This is a genomic window from Sphingomonas kyeonggiensis (assembly GCF_014196745.1).
Lineage (GTDB): Bacteria > Pseudomonadota > Alphaproteobacteria > Sphingomonadales > Sphingomonadaceae > Sphingomonas > Sphingomonas kyeonggiensis.
In genome coordinates, this window is record NZ_JACIEH010000005.1 from 46,912 (window position 1) to 61,447 (window position 14,536).

The window sequence follows — 14,536 nt, forward strand, 5'->3', positions numbered from 1 at the left end:
CGCCTACTTGCGCGCGGTGCGCCCGGCGCTGAGCCGGGTGACGAGGATCGCGGCACGCTTGGCCTGCCGGCGGATGCTGGCGAGATCGACCGTCTCGCCCGGCGCATGATCGCCGGCGCTATAGGTGCCGAGCCCGGCCAGGCTGTCGACATCATGCGCGACGAAGGAGACGTCCCCCGCACCGCGCTTGAGCGGATCGAGCGGCGCCATTTCCTCCAGGCCGAGGTCTCGGTTCACGCCGTTGAGCGCCGTGAGCAGCGCCTTGTTGCCTTCGGTCGGGGCCATCGCCGGATAGCCTTCGCCGAACTCGATCCTCGCATCGGTGCCCGGCGCATGCGCGGCGACGATCGCCTCCATCTTCGCCCGGACGCGCTCGGTCTGCTCGACGCTCAGCGTGCGGAAATCGCCGGTGGCGACGGCGGTGGCGGCGATGATGTTGGTCTTGCCGCCCGCCTTGGCATTGCCGCTCTCGTCGATCTCGGCGCGGGCGCCGCCGGCGATCACGCCGGCGTTAAAGGTCAGGTTCGGCTCGGGCAGCTCCTTGCGGAACGCCGCCAGGATCCGCGCCAGCTCGTTGATCGCGCCGTCGCCGAATTGGGACGTGAAGATCAGCGAGCTATGGCCGGTCTTGCCGCTGGCGGTGATCCGCCAGTCGGTCACCGAGCGGCGGGCGATCGAGCCCATGTCCTTGCCGCCGTCGATCACCAGCCCCTCGAAATCGAGCGCGACATCGGCGCGCTTGCCCGCGGCGATCAGGTCGGCACGCGATACGCTGAGCGGGCTGCCGGCATCCTCCTCGTCGCCGGTCAGCACGATCTCGATATTGGCACCCTTGAGTGTGCCCGCCGCCTGCATCGCCCTGAGCGCGGAGACGATCACCACCATGCCGCCCTTGTCGTCGCCGGCGCCGGGCCCTTCGGCCTTGTCGCCGGTGCGGACGAACTTCTGGAAGGGCGAGCTCAGCTCGAACACCGTATCAAGATGGCCGATCAGCAGGATGCGCTTGCCGCCGGGCTTGCCCTTGTGGACCGCGATCAGGTGCCCGGCCCGCTGGACCGCGCCCATCGGCTTCCAGCTGATCGTGAAGCCGAGCGGTTCGAGCTCCGCACGCATCATCTCGCCGACCCTGGTGACGCCGTCGAGGTTGAGCGTGCCGCTATTCTGGTCGACCAGCCGCGCGAGGAGCGCCACCGAACGCTCGAACTCGGCATCGACCGTGCGGTCGATCACCTTCTCCGCCTTCGACAGCCCCTGCGCCGCCACGGGCACCGCGGTCAGGGTCAGCAGGGCAAGCGCAGTCGCCAGGGTACGCATCAAAGCTTGGCTCCACCCATCTTGTAGGTCAGCTGGACATAGAAGCTGCGGCCCACCCCGTCGAACCACGAGATGTCGTAATAGGGATAGGCGCTGTAGGTGCGGTCCTTGATCGGGTTCTGGTCGAACAAGTTGTTGACCGTGCCCGACAGGCGCACCCGCTCGGTGATGCTGTACTGGGCCGACAGGTTGAAGAGGTAGCTCGCCTTGATATAGCCCTCCTCGGCATAGTCGGGCAGGCGGCTGAGGCGCTGGCCGGTGAGCGTGGTCGAGAACTTGCCGAGATCCCAGGTCAGGCTCGCCGTGCCCTTGTCGCGCGGGATGTAATAGCCGCTGTCGAACGCCAGCTTGTCGACGATCGGATCGCCCGGATACTGGCGGACCGTGTGGTTGAACACATGGGTGTAGCTCGCCGCCAGCGAGAAGCGGCCGATCCCGGCGGTCGGCACGCGCAGATGCGCGGCGATGTCCACGCCGTCGGTAGTCTCCTCGGCGATGTTGATCGGATTGATCGAAACCGACTGGATCTCGCCGGCCAGCGCGCCGCTGGCATAGCGCTGCACGCGGGCGATGGCATCGAGGCAGGTCGGCGTGGTGCCGCTGGTCGCGCGGCATTCCGCCTCGTCGCGCAGGATCGTATCGATGTTCATGTTGAGCACCTGGTTCTTCATCTTCACGCGGAAATAGTCCGCGGAAAAGTCGAAGTTCCGGCTCGGCTGGAAGAAGAATCCACCGTTCAGCGAGCTGGACGTCTCCGGCCGCAGACGGCGATTGCCGTTGTGGCGGGCGATGAAATCGACATCGTCAAACTGGCAGTCGCCGATATCCTCGCCGCCCTGCTGGCAGAGATAATAGTCGGTGCCGCCGGTATGGGTGTTGCCCGGCCCCTTGAAGATATAGTGGAGATCGGGCGCGCGGAAGCCGGTGCCATAGGCACCACGGATCAGCAGGCTCTTCATCGGGCGCAGCTCGGCACCGAGATTATAGGTGAACTTGCCGAAGCCGTTTCCGGCAAAATCATAGTGATCGTAGCGCCCGGCGCCGCTCAGCTCGAGGAAGGTGAAGGCCGGCACGCGAAGCTCGCCGCCCACGCCCCAGTGCTGGCGGGTGCCGTGCCCGTCGGAATCGACCAGCCCGACATAATATTGGCCGAGCGCGAGCGGATCCGGATTGATCTCATAGCCCTGGTTGCCGACTTCGGCGACGGCGGCGAAGCCGACCGGTCCGGCGGGAAGCTGGAACAGGCTGGTGGTGTTGATCGTCGCCGAGACATTGTTGACCCAGGTCTTCGGACGATAGGTCGAGATCGCGGTGATCGACGCATATTCGGCCGGGGTCAGCGGCTTGTAGAGCCGGTTGATGTCGGCGTTGAAGATCGCATAGCCGCTGGCGGGATCGATCCCCTGCTGCTGCCCCAGGAAGAAGGCGTTCGACTTGTCGATCACGACTTGCGGGAAGCCGATCTTCGAGCTGTACTCGGCGTGGTTGACGCTGAACTCGTAATTCCACTTCGCGCCGAGCTGGCCCTTGATGCCCGGCGTGATGTTGTAGCTGACCGAGCGGTTGCGCGTCATGCCGACGTCCAAGCCGCCCATCTCCTCGGGGGTGAACAGGCGGTACCAGTTGTCGAGCTGCGCACCGCTATAGGTGAGGTCCGTCGGCATGTTCGGATTGAAGAAGGTGCCTTCCTCATTGCCGTCAGGCGCAACATATTGCCAGTCGAGCACGTCGCGGAACAGCTTGAGGTCCGAATAGCTGGCCTGCACGTCGAGGAAGAGCTTCGCCTTGTCGCTCAGGTCATAGCCGATCGCGCCATAGCCGCTGATCGCGCGACGCCGGCTGATCGTCGTGCCATAGCCGATCGCCTTGTCGCTGCCGCAATAATGGCCGTCGATATATTCGTCGTTGGCGATGTCGTAGCCGTATTCAGGCCGGGTGGCGTAATAGGTGCTACCGCCGTTGAGTCTGGACAGCGAGGCACAGACGCTCGCGCCCGGATCGAGATAGTCGTTGTCCTCATCGGTGCGCAGGAAGTTGCGACGCGCGATCGCGGTCGAGCGGGACGGGCTGTCCAGGCTCGAATCCTGCAGCTTGCGCTGATAGGCCCAGAGCGGCCGCTGATCGAGCAGCTCGACGCCCACGACGCCGTGGAAACCGCCGGTCTCCCAACCCGTGGTCAGCGACAGGCGCTGGGAATTGCCGCCGCCATGCTCGGTGAAGCCGGCACGGTAATCGATGCGGGTGCCGTCGGGCTTGGACTTGAGCTGGAAATTGACTACGCCCGAGATCGCGTCCGACCCGTAGATCGCCGAGGCGCTGCCGCTCAGCACCTCGACGCGCTCGATCAGGCCGACCGGAATGTTCGAGATGTCGGTGAAGTTGCTGTTGCCGCCAAAGGGCAGCGGGAAGTCGGCGATGCGGCGGCCATTGACCAGCACCAGCGTGTGGTTGGGGCCGAGCCCGCGCAGATCGACCTGCTGCGCGCCGGGGGTGAAGTCCGCGCCCGAGAAGCTCTGCTGGCTCTGCGTCTCGCCGCCATTCTGGGTGATCGCCTTCAGCACGTCCGGCACGCTCTGATAGCCGTTGCGCAGGATGTCCTCGGCCGTGATCGTCGTCACCGGCGCCGGACCTTCCGCCTGGATGCGCGGGATGCGCGAACCGAGCACCACGATCTGACCCTCGCCCTCGCCCGCTTCCTGGCTCGCCGCCGGGACATTCTGGTCGCTCGTCTGCGCCATCGCCGCGACCGGCAGTGCGATCAGGCTGGCACCCGCCAGAGCCAGTGCGGTGAACTTCGTATGGCGCATATATCGACCCCCTGATGCGTTTGTGACATATTGATATCGACAAGGATCAGAATGAAACAATAAAAATGCATTCTGGGCATAGGGAGCGAACGAATTGCAAAGGACTATGGCCTTGAAGACACTCTTGCGACTGCTGCTGGCCGCTCTTGTCCTCTTCGCACCGCCCGCCGCATCGGCGCGGCCGGAGCCCGCCTATAGCTATTACGAGATCGGTGATCTTGCCGCGAAGCGGAGCGGCGCGACTGCCCCTGCGCTGATGCTCGTCGGCGGCGGCGACTGGGATTACACCGCCTTTCGCTGGTTCGCCGAGCGCGCCGGGCATGGCCATATCGTCGTGCTGCGCGCCTCGGGCGAGGGCCAGGCGGGCGAGGAGATCTACAACCAGGTCGGTGGCGTTGCTTCGGTCCGGACGATCGTGTTCCACAGCCGCGCGGCGTCGACCGACCCGCGCGTGCTCGCCATTCTTGCCAAGGCCGACGGGATCTTCCTCGCCGGCGGCGACCAGGCCAATTATGTCCGCTACTGGAAGGGTACCCCGGTCGCCCGTGCGCTCGATGCGCATGTCCGCGCCGGCCGCCCGATCGGCGGCACCAGCGCCGGCCTCGCCATATTGGGCGGCACCGGCTATGGTGCGATGGATGGCGGCAGCATCGACAGCCCCGCCGCGCTCGCCGATCCGGGCGGGCCGGCAGTCACCCTGGTGACGGGGTTCCTGCACATGCCCCGCCTCGCCCATGTCGTCACCGATACGCATTTCGCCAGGCGCGACCGGCTCGGCCGCCTCATCGCCTTCGTCGCCAAGGCACGGCTGCACGATCCGCGCGCCGTTGGCCTCGGCGTGGATGAAGGCGCGGCGCTCTGCGTCGAAGCCGATGGGAAGGCGAAGCTCCACACCCCGCCCGGCGGCCATGCCTGGCTCGTGCAGCCCGCGGCGCCCGCGCGTATCCGTGTCGGCAGGCCGCTCGACTGGAACGGCGTGAAGATCACCGGCATCGGCCCGGAAGGCGCGCTGGACCTGAACACGCTGCGGGTCACCCGCCCCGCCTTCACCGGTGTGGCGGAGGTTTCCGGCGGCAAGCTGATCGGAGCGCCGGGACCGAAATGACGCTGCGGCCCGAGGAGATCGATCCCCAGCTCCTCGCGCTGCTGCGCGCGGATGCCCGGCGCAACGTCTCCGAGCTCGCTACTGCACTAGGTGTCTCGCGCACCGCCATCTACAGCAGCATCGAGCGGCTCGAGCGCCAGGGCACGATCACCGGCTACACGGTGCGTCTGGGCGAGGATTACGACCGCAGCCTGATCCGCGCGCATGTGATGATCAAGCTCTATCCCAAGGCCACCCAGGCGACCCAGGATCAGCTTGTGACGATGCCCGAGGTGGCCGGGCTCTACGCAATCTCGGGCGAGTACGACCTGATCGCGATGCTCGAGGCACCCCACGTCAATCGGCTCAACGACCTGCTCGATTCCATCGGCGCCATGGAGGGCGTGGAGCGCACCACGTCCTCCGTGATCCTGGCGACCAAGCTCCAGCGCTAAGCCCACACCCGCCCGTCAGGGCGTGCGCAGCAACACCCGCCCGAAGCGCTCCGCCACCGGCTTGCCGTTCGCCAGCGCGGCGCGACCGTTGACGAAGATATAGTCCATGCCCTGGGCATAGGCGTGCGGCTTCTCATAGGTCGCGGTGTCACGCACCGTCTTCGGATCGAAGACGATCACGTCGGCGAAGGCGCCCTTCCGCAGCGCGCCGCGATCGACCACGTCGAACACCCTGGCCGGCAGCCCGGTGGCGGCATGGATCGCCTGGGCCATCGGGATCACCGGCTTGTCGAGCACATAGTTGCGCAGCTTGCGCGGGAAGGCGCCGTACGCGCGCGGATGCTCGGCAGTCTTGCCGAAGGGCGGCAGGCCGCCATCGGTCGAGGTCATCGTCCAACTCTGCTGCATGAATGCCTCGACGTCCTTGTCGCTCATGTTGAACGACACGGTGGGCGCCCCGCCCTTCTTCAGCATCTCGATCGCGGTATCGAGCGGATCGAGCTTCATGATCGCGCCGACTTCGTCGAGCCGCTTGCCGTCCAGCGACGGATCGGCCTTGTAGGCACGGATCTGGATCGCGTGCGGCCCGGCGCGGCGCGCGAGATTGGGGACCATCTCGGCACGGATCTTCGCGCGCATCGCCGGATCCTCGAGCCTCTTGGCCAGCGCGTCCGCCCCGCCCTCCTGCGCCCAGCCGGGGACGAGCGAAGCCATCAGGCTCGAGCCGGACGCGGTATAGGGATATTGGTCGGCCCAGACCTGCACCCCGGCAGCACGCGCCTTGTCGATATGCGCGATCACCTCGGCCGACTTGCCCCAGACCTGCGGCCCCAGCACCTTGATATGGGTGACGACGCCGGGGATCTTCGCCTCCCGCGCGACGGTGATCACTTCCTCCACCGCCGCTACCACGCCGATGTCGTAATTGCCCTCGTCGCGGATATGGCTCTCGTAAAAGGCGTGCGGGAAGGCACTCGCCGCCCTGGCCAGCCCGACGATCTCGGCGGTGTTCGAATATTTGGCCGGGATGTAGAAGGGCCCGTCGGACAGGCCGAACGCACCGAGCTTCATCGCCGCGGTGACCAGCCCTTCCATCTTCGCCTGCTCCTCGGGCGTGGCGAGCCGGTCGACATTGCCCATCACCGCGGCGCGCACCGCATTGTGCCCGATCATCGGGGCGACGTTGACGCCGGGGATATTGGTCCTGAGGTCGGCGATCTGCGGCGCCAGGTCGGCCGGGCCGCCACCGTCGGGGTTCATGAACAAGGTGGTGATGCCCTGGTAGAGCATCGGCAGCGCCGGTGCGAGTTCCGGCGTCTGGATATTGGGCGCCGCATGCGAATGCGGATCGATGAAGCCCGGCGCGACGATCTTGCCCCGGGCATCGACGGTGGTCTTCGCGGTCGCCGCGGCGGGGATCGTCCCCACTGTGACGATACGGTCACCCTTGATCGCGACATCGGCGGCCTGGCCCGGCGCACCGCTGCCGTCATAGACGGTGCCGCCCCGGATCAGCACGTCATAATCCTGGGCGAGCGCCGGGGAGGCCGTCGCGAGCAGCGCGACGGCCGGGAGGGCAAATCTCTTCATCACGCCCCCTCCCCTCACATCTTGAACCGGGCGCCGATGCGGAAGGTCCGCCCGAGCAGGTCGTAGATCGACTGGTTGGTCGCCGGCGTCGCATAGGCGCTGCCCGCCGGCCCGGGCGCCACCACCGGGGGATCCTTGTCGAGCAGGTTGGAGACCGCGAAGAACAGCTGCATCTCCTTGCCGCCCATCTTGAACCCCTGGGTGACCGAGGCATCGACGTAGAAGGCGCCCTTGATCCGGTTGTCGTTGATCGTCCGGTTGGTCACCGTCGAGACCGGGCAGCCGCTGGTGCATTCGACGAAGCTGTTGTCATAGACGCCGTCGCTCACCCCGCGCCCGATCAGCGTCAGGTTGAAGTCGTCCACCTCATAGCTGGCCTGGGCACGGTAGAGCCATTTCGGCGTGCCGCCCGGTGCGTTCTGGCCCACCGTGTCGGTAGGCGCGTCGATGCCATTGTCGAAATAGTTCTTGATGTAACGCGTCGCCATGCCGCGCAGCGTCAGGTTGCCGGTGCCGATCCGCGTGCGGTACGACGTCTCGAAATCGATGCCCTGCGCCTTCTGCACCGCGAAGTTGAACGGGCTCTCGTACACCTGCAGGCTGTTGCCGAACGCATTGGGCCCGCGGACCACGGCGGTGCAGAACGCCTGGATGCCCTCGTTGCAGCGATCGACGATCGTCTGGGCGGCAACCGATCCGATCGCGCCGTTGATCTTGATGTTGTAGTAATCGACCGACATCGCGAAGCCGCGCAGGAAGGTCGGCTGCAGCACGACGCCGACACCCCATTGGTCGGCCTTTTCGGGCTGGAGCAGCGGATTGCCGCGGGTGGTGCCGGCGAAGGTGACCGAGGCGTTGTTCTGCGAGGAATCGATCAGCACGTTGATGCGGGTCGATCCGGCGGTGAACAGCTCGCCCAGGTTGGGCGCGCGGATATCGCGCGACCGGGTCGCGCGGAAGCGGATGTCCGGGATCGGCTCGAAGGTGATGCCCGCCTTCCAGGTGGTGACATAGCCCGAGGTCGAATAGTCGGTCCCGCGCACCGCGCCGTTGAGGTCGAGCCCCTTGATCACCGGCACGACGAGCTCGATGTACCCTTCGGTGACGCTATAGTCGCCGAAGCTCGGCAGGAAGTTGCCGACGAACCAGCCGGTCTGGAATTCGGTCGGCACCGAGCCGCTCACCTTCTCGCGGCGATGCTCGCCGCCGATCGAGACGGAGACCGCGCCGGCCGGCAGCCGGAACGCATCGAAGGCCAGGTTGGCGGCGACGACGTCCTCTTCGAACTTCTGCTTGCGATACGGATTGCCGAGGACATAGGCGAGGGCTTCGGGGCTCGCGACACCGATGCCCAGGCGGTTGAGCGGCACGCAGCCATTGGTCGGCGCGGTCAGCGTCGAGCGGCAGACGATCGTGCCGGCGGGCACGCCCATCGCATTGCCGGCCGGCGCGAACACCGCGTCCTGCGCCAGCGCGAGCCGGGCATTGTTGGTGATGTCCCGCGCCATCTCGCGGGTGCGGCTGATGCCCTTCTGGTAATAGACGTCCCAGCGCGCCGTGCCGGCGAACAGCGGGAAGCTCCCGTTCGCGCCCACGACATAGCGCTGCAGCTCGCGCTCGGTGTCGTTCTTGCGGATCGGCAGGTCGGCATTGCTGGTGCCGAGCGTGAAGCTGGTGATCCCGCCCAGCTGGGCCCGGACCGAGGCCGGGATATAGGCATTGTCCGAACGGATCGTGACGTTGTTCTGGTTGAGCTGCACGCCGAGCCAGCCGAGATTCTCCGACTTGGCGTAAGAGGCCTGGCCGAACACGTTGAGCCAGTCCGCGACCTCGAAGCTCACCCGCCCGAACAGGCTCTTGCGGTTCTCCTCGGGATCGAGCGACTGGAAGCCGTTGACCTGGGTCGATTGCCAGTCGCCGCCGATCTGCCAGGGATCGCGATTGGTGCCGAAATTATACTGGCTGACCGCACCGCCCTGGCCGAACTGGGTGCCGCGCAGCGCGGTGTTGAGGATGATGCCGCCGCGCGTCGCCTGGCTCAAGCCGGCGCCCGACACGACCAGGCGTTCTGGTTGACCATTGCCCGCCACATAGGCGGGGTTGTTGATCATGTACCAACCCTTGTTGTTCCAGTCGCGCGGAACGCCGTGCAGGCCTTCCTTCACGGCGATCTCGCCATTGAGCAGGATATGGCCGCGCCCGCCCGCGAAGCCGGTGCCGGCGGTCAGCGTCGCGCGATAGTTGGGCGCGTCGCCATAGGTCGAGATGCCGTATTCGACCGACCCCTTGAGGCCCGAATATTCCTTGTCGAGGATGAAGTTGACCACGCCCGAGACGGCGTCCGAGCCATAGGCGGCCGAGGCGCCGCCGGTGACGATCTCGACGCTCTTGATGAGGCCTTGGGGGAAGGTGTTGACGTCGACCAGGCCGGTCACCGTCGAGCCGACCGAGCGCTGGCCGTCGAGCAACACCAGCGTGCGCGCGGTGCCGAGCGAGCGCAGGTTGAGCGCGTTGACGCCCGCCGTGCCTGCCGAGATGTTGAGGTTGGAGTTGGCCGGCGTGACGCTACCGACGAGCGAGGGAATCTCATTGACGAAATCGGCGACATTGGCCGGGGCGGTCGCGTCGATATCGCCTGCATTGATCACCGTGAGCGGCGTCGGGGCCTGATAGCCGTCGCGCTGGATGCGCGTGCCGGTGACGGTGATCTCGGCGGATGGCGCCTCGGGTTCCGGTGCCGCTGCCGGCGGAGTCTGGGTGTCCTGCGCGAACGCCGCGGCGTTCCACATCAGCGCGACTGCCAGCACGGGCAGAGAGGCGACTCTCAGTGACCTTGTCATATTTCTTCCCCTTCGTCGGTGTAGTGGAGCGATGATGCCTTCCGTGCGCCGGTTGCCCCGGCTGCACCGCATCGGCTCCGTCCTGCGGTCCTTATTGGCCTCCTATCGACAGCTCCCCGGTTTCGGCTGACGGGGTAGCGGGCGGCCGCCGGCAGCGCCGGTCGGTTCGCCATTCTCGATTGCGATCACGCCGTTGACGACCACCGTGCGCATGCCGGTGGAGAACAGCGCGGGATGGATATAGTCGGCGCGCGGCGCGAAGCGGGCGGGATCGAACATGATCACGTCGGCGAAGGCGCCGGCCTTGAGCTGGCCGCGCCCTTCCAGGCCGAACATCCCCGCGGTCACGGCGGTGCTGCGATCGATGAAGGCGCGCAGGTCGATCACCTGCTTGTCCTTCACATAGGTCGCATATTTGCGGGCGAAGGAGGCATAGTAGCGTGGATGCCCCTGCGAGGCGTCCGAGCTGGTCACTACCCAGGGCCGCTGCATGAAGGCGGCGATGTCCGCCTCGCTCTGGTTGAACGAGGCTACCCCGGCCTCGCGCTTCCTGAGGATCGCGATCGCGGCATCGATCGGATCGATGCCGCGGGCCTTGGCGATCTGCTCGAGCGTCTTGCCCTCGGCATCGGCCGGGCCCGAGGTGATCAGCAGAGAGGCCGGACCGCCGCGACGGCGCAGATTGTCGGCGATCTCGGGGCGCATCTTCGCCATCGCCGCCGAATCCTCGAACCGCTTGAGCATCGCGGAGCGCCCGCCGTCCTGCGCCCAGCGCGGCATCAGCGCCGCTGACAGCCCGGTGCCCGAGGCGGACCAGGGATATTGATCGGCATGGACGATCTGCCCAGCCCTCTGCGCCGCCTCGATCTGCGCGATGATCGCCTGGGCCTGGCCCTGCACATCGACGCCGAGCGCCTTGATGTGCGCGATATGGACAGGGATGCCCGCCTCGCGCCCGATCTCGATCGCCTCGGCGACCGCGCCCTTCAGGCCGATCGTGTAGGAGGATTCGTCGCGCAGATGGCTGTCATAGATGCCGCCCTTCTCCGCCGCTGCCTTGGCCAGCGCGACCACCTCGTCGCGCTTGGCGAAGCTCTGGGGGGCGTAGAACAGGCCGGTCGAGAGGCCGAGCGCACCCTGGCACATCGCAGTCGAGACCAGGCCCTGCATCTTCGCGAGCTCTTCGGGGGTCGGCGCCCGGTCGTCCGGGCCGATCACCTTCAGCCGGACGGCGCCCAGGCCGACATAGGTCGCGAAGTTGATGCCGTAGTCGCGGCTCGACTGGCCGAGCGCCGCTTCGCCTTCCCCGCCCTTCGCGCCGCTGTCGCGGCCGAAGGTACGCGCGACCTCGGGATCGCCGCCGCCGTCCACGCCGATGAACGCGGTGGTCACACCCTGGGTGAGGAAGGGCAGCACCAGCCGGGCGGCGGGATCGCCCGAGGCCAGTGCACCGTTGACGTGGCTATGCGTGTCGATGAAGCCGGGCGCCACGATCATGCCCGTCGCGTCGATGATCTTCCTGGCAGTGCCCGCTGCCTTGGGGCCGACATAGACGATGCGATCGCCGCGGATCGCGACATCGCCTTTGAAGGGAGCGGCACTGCCCGGATAGACGGTGCCGCCGCGCAGGATCAGGTCGGCCGCGGGTTCCTGGTCGGCACTGCGTGCCAGTGCGACACCCGCTACGGCCACCAGTGCAGCGCCCGCCGCCACGCCGATCTTCCACTTCCGACCCTGAACCATGTCGCGACTCCCTCTTTTGGTTATTACTTTCGGTTATGGCGCTCCCCAGAAGCCCGGCGCCGGCGGCGTCAGCACGCCGCCCACCCCGCGCACGCCGCCCGGCCGGTCTTCCGCCAGCCAGAGCGGGCCATCGAGATCGACGAAGCTCGAGCGCGCGGCGATCACCAGTGCCGGCGCGATCGACAGCGACGTCGAGATCATGCTGCCAGTCATCACCCCCAGCCCCGCCGCAGCCGCAGCATCGGCGAGCGCAAGCGCGCCGGTGAGGCCACCGGTCTTGTCGAGCTTGATGTTGATCACCTGATATTTGCTGGCGAGCGCCGCGACGTCGTCGGCGATGTGCGCGGACTCGTCCGCTGCGATCGGGATCAGCGGCTTGAAGCCTTCGAGTGCCTGGTCCTCGCCGGCAGGAAGCGGCTGTTCGAGCAGGTCGATGCGCAGCTCGGCGAGCATCGGCTGGAGCCGCTCGATCTCGGCGATCGTCCAGCTCTCGTTCGGATCGACGATCACCCGCGGCGCCGGCGCCATCTCGCGCACCCGGCGGATCTGCGCCTCGGGATCGCTGCGATCGACCTTGATCTTGATGAGCGGCACGTCCGCCAGCTTGCCCGCGGCGACGGCCATCGCATCGGGCGTGTCGAGGCTGACGGTCATCGCCGTCGCGGTCGGTCCCAGCGGCGGCAGGCCGAGCATGTCGGTCACGCTGCGGCCGGCGAGCTTCGCCTCCAGGTCCCAGAGCGCGCAATCGACGGCGTTCAGGGCCGCGCCGGCAGGCATCCGCGCGAGCAGTTCCTCGCGGGAAGCGCCGCCCTCGATCGCCGCGCGGGCCGCTTCGATCTCGGCCAGCGCGCCGTCGATCGACTCCCCGTAGCGCGGATAGGGCACGCCTTCGCCCCAACCGGTCACGCCCTCGGCCGAGATCGAGACGGTCACCACTTCGGCGACCGTCTTCACCCCCCGCGAAATGCGGAACGGGGTGCTTAGTTTGAAAGCGTCGCTACGCGCGGCGAGGGTTCGAAGCATTGGTCGATCCTGTCGATGATGGGGTCCACGCCCATGGCGAACGGGTCGGTGCAGGGCAGCCCGAGCGCGTCGGCGGTCTCGGCGCAGAGCCGTTCCGCCTCCGCTCGCGCGAGCTTGGAGGTGTTGAGCGCGATGCCGACTGCCTGCACGTCCGGACTGGTCAGCCGGGCGACGGCCAGGTTGGCCTCCAGCGTCTCCCTGAGGCCCGGCACCGGATAGTGCGGCAGGCCGCGCATATGGGCACGCATCGGATCGTGGCAGAGCACCAGCGCCGCCGGCTGGGCGCCGTGCAGCAGGCCGGTCGATACGCCGGCGAAGCTCGGGTGAAAGAGCGAGCCCTGGCCTTCGATCAGGTCCCAGCCGTCATCGTCGCGCGCCGGCGAGATTTCCTCGATCGCACCCGAGATGAAGTCCGCGATCACCGCGTCGAGCGGCACGCCGCTGCCGGCGATCAGGATGCCGGTCTGGCCGGTCGCGCGGAAATCGGCGGTCATGCCGCGGGCGCGCATGCCCTGCTCGAGGCAGAGCGTGGCGTACATCTTGCCGACCGAGCAATCGGTGCCGACGGTGAGCAGCCGCTTGCCCGCGCGCCGCTTGCCGTTGCCGACCGGAATGCCCGGCTTGGGATCGCGGACGTCGTGGAGCTTGCGGCCGTGTTTCGCCGCCGCCGCGACGATCGACGGCTCGTCGCGCAGCCGGTGGTGCAGGCCCGAGGCGACGTCGAGCCCTGCCTCGATCGCGGCGATCGCATCGGCGACCAGGTCGGCGCCCATCCGGCCGCCGGCATTGGCGATGCCGAGCACCAGCGTCTTCGCGCCGGCGGCAACCGCTTCGGCAAAGCCCAGGCGCGGCAGATTGAGGGTCAGCGGGCAATCGTCGTATCGGAACTCCCCGACGCATTCGTCCGGGCGGAACACCGCGAGCCCGCGCGATGTCTTGATGCCCACCTCGTCGTTCGAATGGCCGAGGTAGAGGAGATAGGGACTGGCAATCATTGCAAACTCCGCCTGCCGGTGAGTCACATGATTGCCAAATATCCCTGTCTTGATAGCATCGAAGGCTGCGCTGCAGCATAGCCAACGGTTATGGACAGGCCGGCAACGGCCGTTCCGCGACCGTCAGAGGCAGCGCGGGTCCCGCACCGGGGCGTCGCCGCCCCGGGTGAGCCAGCGGCCGTCGGGGGCGCGGTACTTCTCGCCCGCCACGGTGCGCGAGATCAGGTTGCACCCGGTGACGAAGGCCATCTGCTCCACGGTGGAGCCCGATGCCGCCTGCTGGGTGTACTGACGCTTCCGCTGGATGTTGATGTTGTTGATGATCGCCTGGAGCTCGGGCGTCGCCGTGCCGACGATGCCGAGATAGCCGTCGGGCTGCTCGCCGACGAGGCCCGCCTGGCGCGCCGCCTGATAGGCGGGATCGCGCTGGGCCGAAGCGGGGACGATCAGGGCGACCGAGAGCAGCGCCGCCAGGCCGGAGGTGGAGAGCAACTTGCGCATCAGAAAATTCCCGGATTTTCCTGGATGAGAGCCTTCGCCTTGTTGTCGAGACGATAGACCACTTCCTGGGTGATCGAAATATTGAGGTTGATGACGATCGGCTTGTCGGGCGCGGTCACGTTGACGCAGCCGCCGGCGAAGGCCAGGGGAACCACCCCCAGGCGCCCGAGCCAGCGCGGCATTG

11 protein-coding genes are annotated in these 14,536 nt (G+C 67.2%); 2 read left to right on the top strand and 9 right to left on the bottom strand.

Features of this window, described 5'->3' with window-relative positions; translation table 11 throughout:
• Positions 1 to 3 precede the first annotated feature (3 nt).
• The gene (locus GGR46_RS23145) at positions 4 to 1,314 is read right to left on the bottom strand and encodes a M20/M25/M40 family metallo-hydrolase (RefSeq protein ID WP_184000455.1); all 1,311 of its coding nucleotides are present in this window, start codon (positions 1,312 to 1,314) and stop codon (positions 4 to 6) included.
• Positions 1,314 to 4,121, bottom strand: a complete 2,808-nt coding sequence (locus GGR46_RS23150) for a TonB-dependent receptor plug domain-containing protein (protein WP_184000456.1) — start codon at positions 4,119 to 4,121, stop codon at positions 1,314 to 1,316. The genes GGR46_RS23145 and GGR46_RS23150 overlap by 1 nt, the downstream gene beginning before the upstream one ends.
• 112 nt (positions 4,122 to 4,233) lie before the next feature.
• Here GGR46_RS23150 and GGR46_RS23155 point away from each other — a divergent pair, with 112 nt between their 5' ends.
• On the top strand, positions 4,234 to 5,226 hold the full coding sequence (locus GGR46_RS23155) for a cyanophycinase (protein WP_221262984.1): 993 nt from the start codon (positions 4,234 to 4,236) through the stop codon (positions 5,224 to 5,226).
• Complete coding sequence (locus GGR46_RS23160) at positions 5,223 to 5,660, top strand: Lrp/AsnC family transcriptional regulator (protein WP_184000458.1); 438 nt, start codon at positions 5,223 to 5,225, stop codon at positions 5,658 to 5,660. Before GGR46_RS23155 ends, GGR46_RS23160 begins: the two co-directional genes overlap by 4 nt.
• Before the next feature lie 15 nt (positions 5,661 to 5,675).
• Here the strand turns inward: GGR46_RS23160 and GGR46_RS23165 are convergent, their stop codons facing one another.
• The 7 genes from GGR46_RS23165 to GGR46_RS23195 form a co-directional block, all read right to left on the bottom strand.
• Positions 5,676 to 7,250 carry an N-acyl-D-amino-acid deacylase family protein gene (locus GGR46_RS23165; RefSeq protein WP_184000459.1) on the bottom strand — a complete coding sequence of 525 codons (1,575 nt, stop codon included), beginning with the start codon at positions 7,248 to 7,250 and terminating at the stop codon, positions 5,676 to 5,678.
• 14 nt (positions 7,251 to 7,264) lie between these two features.
• Positions 7,265 to 10,090, bottom strand: a complete 2,826-nt coding sequence (locus GGR46_RS23170) for a TonB-dependent receptor domain-containing protein (RefSeq protein ID WP_246426330.1) — start codon at positions 10,088 to 10,090, stop codon at positions 7,265 to 7,267.
• Positions 10,091 to 10,192: 102 nt separating this feature from the next.
• A complete protein-coding gene (locus GGR46_RS23175) occupies positions 10,193 to 11,833 on the bottom strand; it encodes an N-acyl-D-amino-acid deacylase family protein (RefSeq protein ID WP_184000460.1) in 1,641 nt (546 codons plus the stop codon).
• Positions 11,834 to 11,866: 33 nt separating this feature from the next.
• Positions 11,867 to 12,856 carry an N-acetyl-D-Glu racemase DgcA gene (dgcA, locus tag GGR46_RS23180; RefSeq protein WP_184000461.1) on the bottom strand — a complete coding sequence of 330 codons (990 nt, stop codon included), beginning with the start codon at positions 12,854 to 12,856 and terminating at the stop codon, positions 11,867 to 11,869.
• On the bottom strand, positions 12,814 to 13,851 hold the full coding sequence (gene dgcN, locus GGR46_RS23185) for an N-acetyltransferase DgcN (protein WP_184000462.1): 1,038 nt from the start codon (positions 13,849 to 13,851) through the stop codon (positions 12,814 to 12,816). Before dgcN ends, dgcA begins: the two co-directional genes overlap by 43 nt.
• 123 nt (positions 13,852 to 13,974) lie before the next feature.
• Positions 13,975 to 14,352, bottom strand: coding sequence for a YdbL family probable chaperone protein (locus GGR46_RS23190; RefSeq protein WP_184000463.1), 378 nt, complete (start codon positions 14,350 to 14,352; stop codon positions 13,975 to 13,977).
• A complete protein-coding gene (locus GGR46_RS23195; protein ID WP_184000464.1) occupies positions 14,352 to 14,534 on the bottom strand; it encodes a YnbE family lipoprotein in 183 nt (60 codons plus the stop codon). The genes GGR46_RS23190 and GGR46_RS23195 overlap by 1 nt, the downstream gene beginning before the upstream one ends.
• Positions 14,535 to 14,536: the final 2 nt, after the last annotated feature.

What these genes read in the sequence shown, in the direction of transcription:
- GGR46_RS23145 (WP_184000455.1), bottom strand. Translation starts at nt 1,314, where the DNA reads ATGCGTACCCTGGCGACTGCGCTTGCCCTGCTGACCCTGACCGCGGTG.
- GGR46_RS23150 (WP_184000456.1), bottom strand. Translation starts at nt 4,121, where the DNA reads ATGCGCCATACGAAGTTCACCGCACTGGCTCTGGCGGGTGCCAGCCTG.
- GGR46_RS23160 (WP_184000458.1), top strand. Translation starts at nt 5,223, where the DNA reads ATGACGCTGCGGCCCGAGGAGATCGATCCCCAGCTCCTCGCGCTGCTG.
- GGR46_RS23165 (WP_184000459.1), bottom strand. Translation starts at nt 7,250, where the DNA reads ATGAAGAGATTTGCCCTCCCGGCCGTCGCGCTGCTCGCGACGGCCTCC.
- GGR46_RS23170 (WP_246426330.1), bottom strand. Translation starts at nt 10,090, where the DNA reads ATGACAAGGTCACTGAGAGTCGCCTCTCTGCCCGTGCTGGCAGTCGCG.
- GGR46_RS23175 (WP_184000460.1), bottom strand. Translation starts at nt 11,833, where the DNA reads ATGGTTCAGGGTCGGAAGTGGAAGATCGGCGTGGCGGCGGGCGCTGCA.
- dgcA (WP_184000461.1), bottom strand. Translation starts at nt 12,856, where the DNA reads ATGCTTCGAACCCTCGCCGCGCGTAGCGACGCTTTCAAACTAAGCACC.
- dgcN (WP_184000462.1), bottom strand. Translation starts at nt 13,851, where the DNA reads ATGATTGCCAGTCCCTATCTCCTCTACCTCGGCCATTCGAACGACGAG.
- GGR46_RS23190 (WP_184000463.1), bottom strand. Translation starts at nt 14,352, where the DNA reads ATGCGCAAGTTGCTCTCCACCTCCGGCCTGGCGGCGCTGCTCTCGGTC.
- GGR46_RS23195 (WP_184000464.1), bottom strand. Translation starts at nt 14,534, where the DNA reads ATGCCGCGCTGGCTCGGGCGCCTGGGGGTGGTTCCCCTGGCCTTCGCC.